The following is a 12243-nucleotide window of genomic DNA, read 5'->3' on the forward strand; positions in this document are numbered from 1 at the left end:
GGGCGCCGCGGAGGCGACGGCTGCCGAAGTCCCTCTCGCCGGTTGCGACTCGACGACACCTGGCGCAGCCGACGTGACCTGGAAAAAAGCTCCCGGCTCGCGGCAACCCTGTGCGGAGCCTGTGACCACAAGGAAGCGGATCCGGCCAGTTCCGGTGGCCGGATCCGGCTTTCTCTCGTGCACGGCTTGCAAGGAGAACACCCCCTCATGAACAACCCCACGAACGGCGGGCGCCGCGGGCGTCATCGCCGTCGCTGGACCGCCACCGGTCTGGTCCTCGGCGTGCCCGCCGTCCTCGTGCCGTATCTCCTCTACGCGCAGGAGGAGTCACAGGCCGCGACGGTCGACGGTAGTGCCTACTACCGGCTGGTTTCCGTGCGCAGCGGCAAGGTCCTGGACGTCGGCGGCTTCTCCACCGCCGACGGCACCCGTATCCAGCAATACAGCGACCAGAACACCGCCAACCAGCAGTGGAAGCTGAAGCCCAGCGGGGACGGCTACTACGAGCTGGTGAACCGCAACAGCGGCAAAGTGCTGGGCATAGCAGGCGATTCCACCGCGCAGGGGGGCGCCGCCGAGCAGCAGACCGACAGTTCCGCCACCTCGCAGGAATGGCGGATCAGCAGCGTGAGCGGTTCCGACGCCGTCACCTTCACCTCCCGCAGGAGCGGCCAGGTCCTGGACGTGGCCGGGGGCTCGACGGCCCAGGGCGCGGCGGTCATCCAGTATCCGAGCCGGGGCACCACCAACCAGCAGTGGAAGCTGGAGAAGGTGGTCGAGGCCCCGGCGGCCGGGGCCGACAGCGGGCGGACCACGGCTGCGGCAGGACCGTATGTGTGGAAGAACGCCCAGGTGGTGGGCGGCGGTTACGTCACCGGGCTGGTCTTCAACCAGCGCGAGAAGGGCCTGCTGTACGCGCGGACCGACATGGGTGGCGCCTATCGCTGGGACACCGGGGCCGAGCAGTGGATCCCGCTGACCGACTGGGTCGGCGAGAAGGACTGGAACCTGCTGGGCATCGACTCGGTGGCCACCGACCCCGTCGACCCCGAGCGCCTCTACCTCGCGGCCGGCACCTACACCAACGAGTGGGCCGGGAACGGCGCGATCCTGCGCTCCACCGACAAGGGCCGCACCTTCAAGCGCACCGACCTGCCCTTCAAGGTGGGCGGCAACGAGGACGGCCGCGGGGCGGGCGAGCGGCTGGTGGTCGACCCCGCGGACAACGGCACCCTGCTTCTGGGCACCCGTAGGAACGGCCTGTGGCGCAGCACCGACCACGGCGTCACATGGAGCCAGGTCTCCTCGTTCCCCGTGAAGGACGGGGCGAGCAGCGGTGCGGGCATCTCCTTCGTGACGTACGGCCCGCCCGGCAGCAAGACGATCTACGTCGGTGTCAACGACAGGTCCACCTCCCTGTACCGCTCCACCGACGGCGGCGGCACCTGGCGAGCCGTCTCCGGGCAGCCCACCGGCCAGTTGCCGCAGCACGGGGTGCTCTCCGGTGACGGCTCGCTGTACCTGACGTACACCGACAACCTCGGACCCAACGGCGTGACGGCCGGCTCGGTGTGGAAATACGCGCCGGCCGGCGGGGCGTGGAAGAACATCTCCCCCTCCCGGGGCAGTTACGGGTTCTCCGGTCTGGCCGTCGACCCGCGCAAGCCGTCCACGGTGATGGTCACCACCCTCGGGCGCTGGTGGCCCGAGGACGAGATCTACCGGACCACCGACGGCGGCACGACCTGGAAGGCACTGGCCGACAAGTCGGTGCGCAACGCCTCCGCCGCGCCTTACGTCGGCACGCACACCGGGCACTGGATGACCGCCCTGGCCATCGACCCCTTCGACTCCGGGCACGTGCTGTACGGCACCGGCAACGGCATCCTGCGCAGCAAGGACGCCCATGCCTCCGACAGTGGCGGCACCAGCCACTGGAGCATGGGCGCCCGGGGGCTGGAGGAGACCGCGCTGATGGACGCCATCGCCCCGCCCGGCGGCGCCACCGTCATCACCTCCATGGGCGATCAGGGCGGCTTCCGGCACGACTCCCTGACCAAGGTGCCCTCCGGGCGGCTGAAGAACCCGATGATGGCCAACAGCACCGACATCGACTTCGCGCAGTCCAAGCCCGCGCTGATGGTCCGCGTCGGCCGCGGTGGCGAGCAGGACGGCGCCTACTCCACCGACGGCGGCCGCAGCTGGAAGGGCTTCGAGACGGAGCCGGTGGCCAGTGCCCGGGACGGCCGTGTCGCACTCGCGGCGGACGGCTCCGCCGTCGTCTGGACCCAGGCCGGTCAGGCCCCGTACCGCTCGACCGACAACGGGTCGAGCTGGTCCAGGGTCCACGGCCTGGGCGCCGATGCCGTGGTCGTCGCCGACCGCTCCTCGGCCAGGACGTTCTACTCACTGTCCGGCGGCACGCTCTACGCCAGCACCGACGGCGGCGCGACCTTCACCGCCCGCGCCGGCAACCTGCCCGCCGGCAAGCTCACCGCCGTCCCCGGCATCGCCGGTGACGTGTGGATCGCGGGCGGAGGTAAGGGGCTGCTGCACTCCACCGACGGGGGCCGCACCTTCGTCACGCTCAAGACGGTGCAGTCCGCCTCCGCCCTCGGCTTCGGCAAGGCCAAGCCGGGCGCCAACTACCAGGCGCTGTATCTGATCGGCACCGTCAAGGACGTCACCGGAGTCTTCCGCTCCACGGACAGGGGCGCCACCTGGCTCCGCGTCAACGACAAGGCCCATCAGTGGGGCGCCATCGGCAGCGTCGGTGTCATCACCGGCGACCCCGACACCTACGGCCGGGTCTACGTCGGCACCAACGGACGCGGCCTCCAGTACGGCGACCCGTCCTGACGTCGCGGACGTGGCCAAGGCCCTCGGTACCAGCACCAAGAAGGAGACGGTGAACACCGCGCTGCGTGAGGTACTGGAGAACCGGCGGCGGGCCTTGGCGCTCACCCGCCTGCGGGCGTCGGCGGAAGAGTGCGCCTTCGACCTGGAGCTCTTCGAGGACAAGGGGAACTACCGCCGGTGAACGGCGCGCAGTTCCTGATCGACACCAGCGCGTTGGCCCGGCTGCTGCGCGGCGGCGCCGAGCAGTACGGCTGGGACCAGGCGGCGGCCGCCGGGCTCATTGCCACCTGTCCCATCACCGAGCTGGAGTTCTTCTACAGCGCACGCTCTGCCGAAGACCTTGCCCGAGGTATCGAGGACCTTCGTCTGCTCTTCGGCTGGGTACCGGTCGACGACCGCGCCCATGACCGCGCCTGGCAGGTCCAGGAGATCCTCACCCGACGCGGCCACCACCGCAGCGCCGGGGCCGTCGATCTGGTGGTGGCCGCCACGGCCGAGTTGCAGGGGCGCTCCCGCGGCCTGCCTCCGCTGGCATACGGGGTGGGTGCGGGGGCGTCGTCGCGGTGCTTCGCACGATCGGCGCGGACCAGGTCGTTCGAGGTCGGTGGTCTACCTCGCGTGGCTGCTTCTCCGGTCGGTCCGGTGTTACGGCGTGGAGAACAGGCCGGGGCCCGAAGGCGTGGGGCCGTCGGTGCGGGCGCCGCCTGTGACTCGGAGGAACTCCAGTTTTTCGGCGTCGGGGGAACCCGCGGCGACGGTGTAGACGACGAGTCGGATGTCGCAGCCCGGGACGGTGAGTACGTCGCAGTCGCAGATCACCTCGCCCACCTGGGGGTGTACGACGGTCTTGCGGGCCGAGACGTGCGGGCCGACCGTGCCCTCGTCCCACAGTCGGGCGAACTCCGCGCTGGTGGACCGCAGTTCCTCGACGAGGTCGGCCAGGCCGCGGTCGCGGGGGTAGTCGATGAGTGCTGTGCGCAGGTCGGCGACGAGGGCGGGTCCGAGGGCGTCGTCGTTCTGGAGGACGGGCCAGGACGCGAGCCGGCTGGGACCCGCGGCGAAGACCGCCCGTGCCAGGTTGCGCTCGTCGTGTGTCCGTGCGCCGGGGTCGCCCATCAGGACCGACCATGCGGGGGACCAGGACAGCAGGGTCCAGTCGGCGCTGAACACGCCCACGGGGAATTCCCCGAGGCGGGCCAGCATCCGCTGGACCCCGGCCGGGACATGCGTGGAGACCGTTCCCTCCTGGGGTGGGAGGAGGCCGGCCAGCCGGTAGGCGTGATCGCGTTCCATGGGCTGTAGTTGCAGTGCCCTGGTCAGGCTCGCGACGACCTGCGGCGACGGGCTGGTGGCACGCCCCTGTTCCAGGCGGACCACGTAGTCGACCGACAGCCCGGCGAGTTCGGCCAGTTCCTCGCGTCGCAGTCCCACCGCGCGTCGTCCGGGCCGGGAGGTCAGTCCGACGTCGGCGGGGGAAAGGCGGTCGCGCCAGCGGTGCAGTGCCGTGCCCAGGGTCTCGTCCACTCCGCCATTGTGTCCGCCCCGCAGTCGCCGTGCCTGGTACTGGCTGTCCTACCGTCACGGAGGGCACTGGTTGTCCCCTCGTCACGGGCCGACAGTGGACGCATGACGACAACATTCATCACCGGAGCCAACAAGTCCCTCGGCTACGAGACCGCCCGACGCCTGATCGAGGCCGGCCACACCGTCCTCCTCGGGGCGCGCGATCCGGAGCGCGGCCGGGCCGCCGCCGACGCGCTCGGGGCCCGTTTCGTGCAGATCGACGTGACGGACGACGCGTCGGTGGCCGCTGCCGCCGCCGACATCGGGGCTCGCGAGGGGAGCATCGACGTCCTGATCAACAACGCCGGTGTCCTCGGGACACACAGCCCCGCCGACCAGATCACGGCCGCTGACGCCAGGGAGGTGTTCGAGGTCAACGTCGTGGGGATCGTCCGGGTGACGCACGCCTTCCTGCCGCTGCTGCGCAAGTCCGCGCAGCCCGTCATCGTCAACGTCTCCAGCGGCATGGGGTCGTTCACGCGGACCCATGACACCGAGCGCGCCGAGGGCCGGAACCTCGCGCCGCTCTACACGGCGTCGAAGGCCGCCGTGACCATGCTGACCACGCAGTACGCCAAGTCCTGGCCGGACATGAAGGTCAACGCGGCCGACCCGGGCTACACCGCGACCGACTTCAACGGGCACAGCGGTCCGCAGACCGTGACCGAGGGCACCGACGCGATCGTCGCACTCGCCACCATCGGGGCGGACGGGCCGACCGGAACCTTCCGTGACCGTCACGGTGAGATGCCCTGGTGATCCATCTCTGCGGGCGCCCCCACGCCCGTTGCGTTCGAGGCCGCGTGCGCCGGCGTCGGTGACCGGGCCCAGGGATCGCAGTCCGGTCGGCAGTGCCGTCACCGCGGCCCGGGCGCCCACCGGCGTACGCACCGTCGCCCTGCCAAGTGCCGTTCGGCGAACGGGAGTTGAGTCGACCGCTGGAGAAGGGCCGGGGGCGCCGAACGTGCGGCGGTGAGGCCCTCCGGATGCGTGGGGGTGCCAGGGCGTTCGGCCAGTCCGTCGGTGTAGTGCACGAGGGTGCTCCCCTGCGGCAGCGGCGGGGTCACCTCCTCGAAGAGCACCCCGCCGCCGCACGCGTGGCTCCTCCCCCGAGGTCATGACCGCAGGTGAGCGGGCCCGGCTCCCGCCTGAGGCGGATCCCGGCCTCCTCCGTGGGTTACAGGCTCTCTACCTGTGGTTCGAGGCGCCACTCGTTCTGCAGCGCGAAGCCGGCGCCGTACCCACGGCCATAGGCTCGATCACATCGAGAACGCGGTCGGCCCAGCTTTCCGTACCGGCCGAACCATCCGCACTTTCCGAGCTTTCCGACGAATCCAGGGGGATCTCCCATGTCCAAGCGCATTGTCCTCTCCTCGCTCATCGGCGCCGTCGCCCTCGGCGCAGTGGCCGCCGGCGGCCTCGCTCTGGCCGCCTCCCCCACGGAGCCGACCCTGGAGCACGGCTCGGCTCGCTACACGGCTCCGTCCGGCGGCAGCGCGGGCTCGTTCGCCTACACCGTGGACGTGAGCGACGACTCGGGCGTCAGCGGCCTCAAGGTCCTTGTCTGGCCCGCGAGTTCGAAGCTCGACCCGACCGCGGCGGAGCTGCGCTCGGCGGACAGCGCCAAGTGCCGGAGCACCTCGGACGAGACCACCCGCTGCACCTACACGCTGAAGGTCACGAAGCAGGAGGCGGCCGAACTGCCCAAGGGCACCTGGTACGTCTCGGCACTGGCGACGGCCGAGGACGGGGGCACGACGTTCGTGCCCCACGCCGCCACGTTCGACCTCACGCGCTGACGCTCCGGTCGGACCGTAGTGTGCTGTGGTTCCTCACCGTGGGGCGGTGAGGAACCACAGCGGGACCAGGGGCCTCACGGGGCGTTCGGGGGCGGTTCAGTAGGAGCCGTTGGCCTGCCAGAACGCCCATGCGTCGCAGGGGCTGCCGTAGCGGTCGTTCATGTAGTTCAGGCCCCACTTGATCTGCGTGGCCGGGTTGGTCTGCCAGTCGGCTCCGGCGGACGACATCTTGGAGCCGGGATAGGCCTGCACGAGACCGTAGGCCCCGGAAGAGGGGTTGACCGCCTTGTAGTTCCAGCCGGACTCGTGGTCCACGATGTTGCTGAAGCACTGGAACTGTCCGCCGGGCACCATCTGCCGCGCGATGGCCTGCACTTGGGCGACGGTGTACGAGGACTGCTGCGGCGGCGGTGCGACGCTGGAGGAGCCCGTCGACGAGTCGCCGGCCTGCTGCCGAGCCTCCTCCCGGGCCTGCTCCCGGGCCTGCTCTCTGGCCTCCTCTCTGGCCTCCTCTCTGACTTTGGCCTCCTGCTGGGCTTTCTGCTCCGCCTTCTTCTGCTTGGCGATCGCGTCCTTGGCGGCCTGCCTGCGGGCAGCCTCCGCCGCGGTCTGCCTCGCGCTGGTGTCCGCGGCGACGGACTGCGCGTCGGCCTGTTGCGTCAGGGAGGCCGTCTGTATCCGAGCCTGCTCTCCCATGGGGAGGTCGGCGAGGAGCGTCGAACCGCTCGCCGTCGGATCAGCGTCGGCCACCGCCTGGCCGGTGCCGCTCTGGCCGACTCCCGCTACGGCACCGACCGTGGTGACCGCGGTGGCGGAGGCCACCGCGAATCCCCGGACCAAGTTCCCACTCACACGTTGTCCTTCCGGCTTCGTCAGATCGAGAAGTTGCTCTTCGCAGGATCAAGACGGTCAATCGGCCGCGCTGGTGGCATCGGGCCGGTCCTGGGTGGCCGATGTCGAGGGGTCCGATGACGCGGCCGACAGAGGTGGGGCTCCCTCAAGTGCCGGGCCGCTGCGCTGGTCGCCGGCCTTCGATCTGTCGGTCTGCGACTCGCCGGTCTGCGACTTGTCGGGCTCCGACTCGTCGGGCTCCTGCTCGTCGTAGACGGTGGTCACGGGTACCCAGCCGGAAGAGTCGTCGTACCTGTAGTGCGGTAGCCCCTCGACGGCGGTGGTGCGGAACGGTCGGCCGTGGTCGTCGATGCGGACCGTGCCGCTCCGGCCCTGTGAGGACCAGTCGAGTTCCAGATACCAGTCGCAGGTGCAGGACTCGGTGCCCGCGTCGATCAGCAGGACCTCCGGCTCCTGCAAGGACACACGGTAGGGGAAGTCGACCGCGTAGCTCGGTGAGTCCGGCCGGCCGGCCGGTACGGCACGGGGCAGGGGCCGGCGCGCGTCGAGGTCCACGGAGAAGTAGCGGGGCTCGATGCCGGCGCCGCAGCCATCGCCCAGGGAGTAGGCGATGGCCCCGCCGGCGGCGGGGACGGGGCCACGGTTGACCACCCGTACGTGCAGTGCCTCCAGCACGACGGCCGCCGAGCCGCGTCCCTGCACCGTGATCCGCGCAGGCGTGTTACGTCCGTGCACCGCGCCCAGGGACGTGGCCCACACCTCGTTGTCCTGCGGGGCCGGCGGCGGCGGGACCTGCCGCGGCGGCTTGGCGATGACGTAGTCGTGCTGGCATGCGAGTGTCGCCCAGTCATACGAGTTGGCCGTCCAGGTGAGCGGGGTTCGCGGGGGGACGGCCGTGTCGTCGTCCGTCCGGTTCTCCCGCGGGCCGCCGCCGTCGGTCGCGGCCGGCACCGAGGCCGACGGCTCACCGCCGTCGGAGGAGGGACCGGTGGCGCGCGGACCGGTGTCACCGCGGGTCGGCGACGTCGAGGGTTTCGGGGTGCCGGGGGCGGAGGCCGACGTGTCGCGGCCGTCGGCGGGGGTTCCGGCCGCGGACGCGGTGAGGCAGGCGAGCGCGACGGCGAGCGAGGCCGCCAGCCCTATCGATCGCGCGGCCCGTCGGCGAGAGCGCCGGTCGTGCCCGGTGCCGGGCCGCCGGTCGGCCGGCGCGGCGGGCCGCAGGCGCGGGTCGGACGGCGTGATCGGCTCCGGGCGCGCGTCGGACGGCGAGGTCGGACCCGAGCCCCTCCCGGACGGTGAAGTCGGCTCCGTGCGCGGCTCGGTCGGGTCCGTCGGCTCGGGTGCCTCGTCCGCCGGGCCGTCGGGGCTCGGCGATGCCGACGACGACGGCTCGGTGTTCCTGGTCGCGCGGGGCGGCGTCGGTGTCCGCCGGGCGTCGGACGAGCGTGCTCGTTGCCGGGCGGCGACTGCCAGGATCCAACGGCGGTGCACCTCCACGCGTTCCTCCGGGGAGGCCCCGCAGAGCGCCGCGAACTGCTCGATCCCGCTGAAGTCCGGGGGGACCGCCTCCCCCGCGCAGTAGCGGTGCAGCGTGGAGGCGTTCATGCCCAGCCGACGGCCCAGCGCCGCGTAGCTGCGATCCGTGCGCTCCTTCAGACGCGTCAGCAGTAACGCGAACTCCACTACGTCCTCGTGGATTGCAGCCATGTGGTCCGTACTCGCATCCGTCCGTCGGCCTGTGCGTCACCGGCCTGTGCGGTCATGTCCCGATCCGGGCAGCGCCCCGGGCCCTTCCCCCCTACCTGCACGCCGACACGGCTGACATGGTTCCGCCAAGAGTGGCGGGCGCGGGGCAGGACCGTGCGGCGCGCGCGGGTCCGGCCGTCCGCCCGAGAGGGGTCCGCCATCCCGGAGCGGCATCCCAGGCTTCCGCGTTTCCGCAGGTCGCCGGGGGTGGGACCGTTCCGACGTTGCAGGGTGGCGGCGGCTGTTGTCCCCGACCCGCATGACGTTCGAAGCTCTGGCTGTCGCACCGGCTGAAGCGGCCGCGGCCCAGGGCGCGGGCTCTCGGAGGGACACCGGACCTCGGTCGCGTCCGCCGCCGTACCGACCAGAACGCATGCGCCCTCGTACCGATCGGGCCGCGTGCGGCCCCGTACCGATCAGATCAGATCAGAAAAGGAATACGCACATGAATGTGAAGTCTCTTGTGAGTCGTCGGGTGGCCGTGGGCACGGGTCTCGTCCTGGCTCTCGGGTGGGGCGTGGCGGCGCAGGCCTCCGCCATCGGGCCGGGGACGGCCGCCGGCAGGGCCGCTGATGTGGCGAAGCTCCGCTCGGGCGGCAGTGTCGCCGTGGCCGCCTGCTCCCCGCAGGTCCTCGCGGTGTCCTCCTCGAAGGAGCCCGCGGACAGCCAGGACGCCAGGCACCTCCTCCTCACCGTCCAGAACACCGGCACCAAGAAGTGCGACCTCTACCGCTACCCGCTCGTGCGACTCGGCGACGGCCGGAACACGTCCCGCGTGATCGAGGAGAGCGACCCGCACCCGGGGAAGCCCGTCACCCTCGCCCCGGGCAAGGAGGCGTACGCCGGTGTGCTCGTCAACGGCCCCATGGACGAGTACGAGGCGAAGAGCATCACCCTCAGCCTCCAGGGCCGTAAGCCCGGCAGCGCCGCGAGCAAGCCGATCGATGTCCCCATGCCCGTCGAGACGTTGTACGCCAACGACTTCCAGCGGGTCACCTACTGGACGACCGCTCCCGGCTTCGCCCTGGACTTCATCATGTCGAAGTGACGGGCGGCCTCGGTCGTCGGCCGCTGCCCAGCGGCCGACGACCGAGGCCTGCACACGGCCTTCCCTCGCCCCCGCCCCCTTCCCGTCCTCCCGTCCTCCCGGAGATCCTCTTGCCCCGCACACCCGTACTCGCCCCTGCCCGCCTCCGGGCCGTCGTCGTGGCCGCCCTGCTGATGCCGCTCGCCGCCTGCTCGCCGAGCGCCGGCCCCGGCGCCCCGGACACCGAGAGGGCGCCGGGCGCCGACGACCGTCCTGTCACGGTCACCGTCTCGCCCACGGGAGAACAGGTCCCGGCGGGCGTGCCCGTGCGGGTCACGGCGGCAGGCGGCCGACTCACCTCGGTGACCGTCACCGACGCCGAGAACCACCGGCTGACCGGCAAGGTCGCGGCCGACGGCCGGTCCTGGGTCTCCGACCGCAAGGCCGTACCCGGCGCTGCCTACACGGTGACGGCGGCGACCCGGACCGAGGGCGGAACGGCCGGGAGCACCAGGGCCGCCTTCACCACGGCTGCGGCGGGCAAGGTGAACAAGGTCGACTGGCGGCCGGGCGCCGACTCGACCGTCGGAGTCGCCCAGCCGATCTCCCTGGTCTTCGACCATCCGGTCAAGAACCGGGCCGAGGTCGAGAAGCAGCTCCGGATCACCACCTCGAACGACACCGAGGGCTCCTGGGGCTGGATCAGCGACTGGTCGGGCAAGGACAGGGTGGACTGGCGGCCCAGGACGTACTGGAAGCCCGGCACCGAGGTCACGCTGAACGCCGAGTTGAACGGCACCGACTCGGGCGCGGACGGCGGCTGGTTCGTACGCGACTACACGACCACCTTCACCATCGGCGCCCGGCAGGTCGTCGAGGTCGACCTCGACAGCCATCGGCTCACCCTCGTACGCGACGGCGAGACGGTCCGGACCATACCCGTCTCCGGCGGCACGCCCGGCGGTGACAAGCGCTCCTGGCGCGGAACCGCCGTGCTCATGGCCAAGGAGGGCACGATCAACATGAACTCCGAGACGGTGGGCCTGGGCAACGCCTACGACAAGATGGTCGACCACTCGATGCGGCTGACCTGGTCGGGCATGTACGCGCACGCCGCCCCGTGGAACGCGCGCTACTTCGGCAACGCCAACCGGAGTTCCGGCTGCATAGGGATGAGTGACGCGGACGCGGCCTGGTTCTACGGGCAGGTGCGGCCGGGCGACCCGTTCGAGATAACCGGCGAGGACACCAAGGGCGTGGTCGCGCCTGGGAACGGCTTCGGCGCGTGGAACCTCTCGTGGACCGAGTGGCAGGGGAAGAGCGCGCTGCGCTGAGAATCGGGCCCCGCCTTCCCGCCGGTCTTCCCGCCCGCCTCCCTGACCCGGAGGTCTCGGGCCGGTGGTCACGCCTGCCGGGCGGGATGGGCGGCGACGGCCTCGGGCCCCCCTCGGCGTCCGCCTCGCCGTTCCAGGGCAGGGCGCGTCAGGGGCGCTCGTAGAACTGGAGGAGGCCACCGACGGAGAAGCAGGCGGCGCCGATCAGGGTGGCCCAGTCGGCGATGTCGGCGTTGATCAGGCTGCCGGTGGAGGGCCGGGTGAAGGCGGCGAGCGCCGAGAGCATGAAGAGGACCGAGCCGAACTGGTTCACGGCGACGATCCACCAGCCGAGACTGCGCCGGCGGACGCAGAGCCGGCCGTGACAGATCTCGGCGAACGCGAGATGACCGGAGATCAGGAAGAGCGCGCATCCGATCACGTCCGGGGCCCAGATCAGCCGGTTGACCTGCTGCGCGCTCAGCCCTTGGAGGAAGGAGTCGATCAGATCGACGGCGAACACCAGGGTGCCGGCGAAGAGGACGAACGCGCTCAGCCAGTCGAGTCGCGCGGGCTCGTAGCTCCACCAGCGCCAGCCGTGGGTGACGAGCCGGCCCTCGCCGCCCGGCACATGGCGGGGCGCGTCGACGACCTGGAGCAGGGAGACGTAGCCGCCGGTGTTGAAGAAGAGGCCGCCGGCGAAGTAGACGGACGCGCAGGTGGTCGCGTCGCCGGAGCCGAACTGGGCGAGGCCGGCGCCCACCGCGAAGAGGGCTCCACCGATGACGAAGGCGCTCGCGGCGGCGGCGTTGAGCCCGCGCAGCCGGTGCAGCGCGACGTCGTCGGCGCTGGTGTGCCGTGCGGTGGGTGAGCCGGGCGGACTGACGGCGATGATCCCGCGCCGACGGGCGGGCCGGGACTCCCATACGGCCGTTCCTCCGTCCGGGAGGGACCAGGTGAGCCTGGTGGTGAACGGTCCCGAACCCTCGGCGCGCTGCTCGGCTTGTCCCACGGGCCGAGCGTAGAGGGCCCGCCGTGGTGTCGTACGAGCGCAACGCCGCCCGTGCTCCCGCCGGGTCGGGGG

General features: G+C 71.5%; 10 protein-coding genes and 1 pseudogene. 7 read left to right on the forward strand and 4 right to left on the reverse strand.

Annotated features, from left to right (window positions below):
* Positions 1 to 207: 207 nt before the first annotated feature.
* The 3 genes and pseudogenes from ACZ52C_RS10165 to ACZ52C_RS10175 form a co-directional block, all read left to right on the forward strand.
* Entirely contained in the window at positions 208 to 2859 is a 2652-nt protein-coding gene (locus tag ACZ52C_RS10165) for an RICIN domain-containing protein (RefSeq protein WP_469074282.1), read from the forward strand.
* Between the two features lie 10 nt (positions 2860 to 2869).
* Positions 2870 to 3040, forward strand: coding sequence for a type II toxin-antitoxin system VapB family antitoxin (locus tag ACZ52C_RS10170; RefSeq protein ID WP_469074283.1), 171 nt, complete (start codon positions 2870 to 2872; stop codon positions 3038 to 3040).
* Positions 3037 to 3366 (forward strand): annotated as a pseudogene (locus tag ACZ52C_RS10175) (PIN domain-containing protein); the annotation flags it as partial. The gene ACZ52C_RS10170 and the pseudogene ACZ52C_RS10175, both read left to right, overlap by 4 nt.
* 138 nt (positions 3367 to 3504) lie before the next feature.
* On the opposite strand, the gene ACZ52C_RS10180 reads toward ACZ52C_RS10175, so the two are convergent.
* Positions 3505 to 4383: a helix-turn-helix transcriptional regulator gene (locus ACZ52C_RS10180; protein ID WP_469074284.1), complete on the reverse strand. Its 879-nt coding sequence runs from the start codon at positions 4381 to 4383 to the stop codon at positions 3505 to 3507.
* Between the two features lie 102 nt (positions 4384 to 4485).
* On the opposite strand from ACZ52C_RS10180, the gene ACZ52C_RS10185 reads away from it, so the two are divergent.
* Both ACZ52C_RS10185 and ACZ52C_RS10190 read left to right on the forward strand, forming a co-directional pair.
* The gene (locus ACZ52C_RS10185) at positions 4486 to 5181 is read left to right on the forward strand and encodes an SDR family NAD(P)-dependent oxidoreductase (RefSeq protein WP_469074285.1); all 696 of its coding nucleotides are present in this window, start codon (positions 4486 to 4488) and stop codon (positions 5179 to 5181) included.
* Positions 5182 to 5771: 590 nt separating this feature from the next.
* Positions 5772 to 6221 carry a DUF5707 domain-containing protein gene (locus ACZ52C_RS10190; protein WP_469074286.1) on the forward strand — a complete coding sequence of 150 codons (450 nt, stop codon included), beginning with the start codon at positions 5772 to 5774 and terminating at the stop codon, positions 6219 to 6221.
* A gap of 96 nt (positions 6222 to 6317) precedes the next feature.
* Here ACZ52C_RS10190 and ACZ52C_RS10195 read toward each other — a convergent pair whose 3' ends face one another.
* Both ACZ52C_RS10195 and ACZ52C_RS10200 read right to left on the reverse strand, forming a co-directional pair.
* Entirely contained in the window at positions 6318 to 7073 is a 756-nt protein-coding gene (locus tag ACZ52C_RS10195) for an aggregation-promoting factor C-terminal-like domain-containing protein (protein WP_469074287.1), read from the reverse strand.
* 57 nt (positions 7074 to 7130) lie between these two features.
* Positions 7131 to 8780 (reverse strand): helix-turn-helix domain-containing protein, encoded by a 1650-nt coding sequence (locus ACZ52C_RS10200; protein ID WP_469074288.1) that lies wholly within the window; start codon positions 8778 to 8780, stop codon positions 7131 to 7133.
* Positions 8781 to 9264: 484 nt separating this feature from the next.
* Between ACZ52C_RS10200 and ACZ52C_RS10205 the strand changes: the two genes are divergently transcribed.
* Complete coding sequence (locus ACZ52C_RS10205; protein ID WP_469074289.1) at positions 9265 to 9867, forward strand: DUF4232 domain-containing protein; 603 nt, start codon at positions 9265 to 9267, stop codon at positions 9865 to 9867.
* Between the two features lie 173 nt (positions 9868 to 10040).
* On the forward strand, positions 10041 to 11180 hold the full coding sequence (locus tag ACZ52C_RS10210) for a L,D-transpeptidase (RefSeq protein WP_469074783.1): 1140 nt from the start codon (positions 10041 to 10043) through the stop codon (positions 11178 to 11180).
* A gap of 148 nt (positions 11181 to 11328) precedes the next feature.
* Here ACZ52C_RS10210 and ACZ52C_RS10215 read toward each other — a convergent pair whose 3' ends face one another.
* Positions 11329 to 12171 (reverse strand): hypothetical protein, encoded by an 843-nt coding sequence (locus ACZ52C_RS10215; RefSeq protein WP_469074290.1) that lies wholly within the window; start codon positions 12169 to 12171, stop codon positions 11329 to 11331.
* Positions 12172 to 12243 lie beyond the last annotated feature (72 nt).

This window comes from Streptomyces sp. NPDC034049 (assembly GCF_055575575.1).

Excerpts from the sequence above, each read along its gene's own strand:
- ACZ52C_RS10205 (WP_469074289.1), top strand. The coding sequence starts at position 9,265 with ATGAATGTGAAGTCTCTTGTGAGTCGTCGGGTGGCCGTGGGCACGGGT.
- ACZ52C_RS10210 (WP_469074783.1), top strand. The coding sequence starts at position 10,041 with ATGCCGCTCGCCGCCTGCTCGCCGAGCGCCGGCCCCGGCGCCCCGGAC.
- ACZ52C_RS10165 (WP_469074282.1), top strand. The coding sequence starts at position 208 with ATGAACAACCCCACGAACGGCGGGCGCCGCGGGCGTCATCGCCGTCGC.
- ACZ52C_RS10185 (WP_469074285.1), top strand. The coding sequence starts at position 4,486 with ATGACGACAACATTCATCACCGGAGCCAACAAGTCCCTCGGCTACGAG.
- ACZ52C_RS10200 (WP_469074288.1), bottom strand. The coding sequence starts at position 8,780 with ATGGCTGCAATCCACGAGGACGTAGTGGAGTTCGCGTTACTGCTGACG.
- ACZ52C_RS10190 (WP_469074286.1), top strand. The coding sequence starts at position 5,772 with ATGTCCAAGCGCATTGTCCTCTCCTCGCTCATCGGCGCCGTCGCCCTC.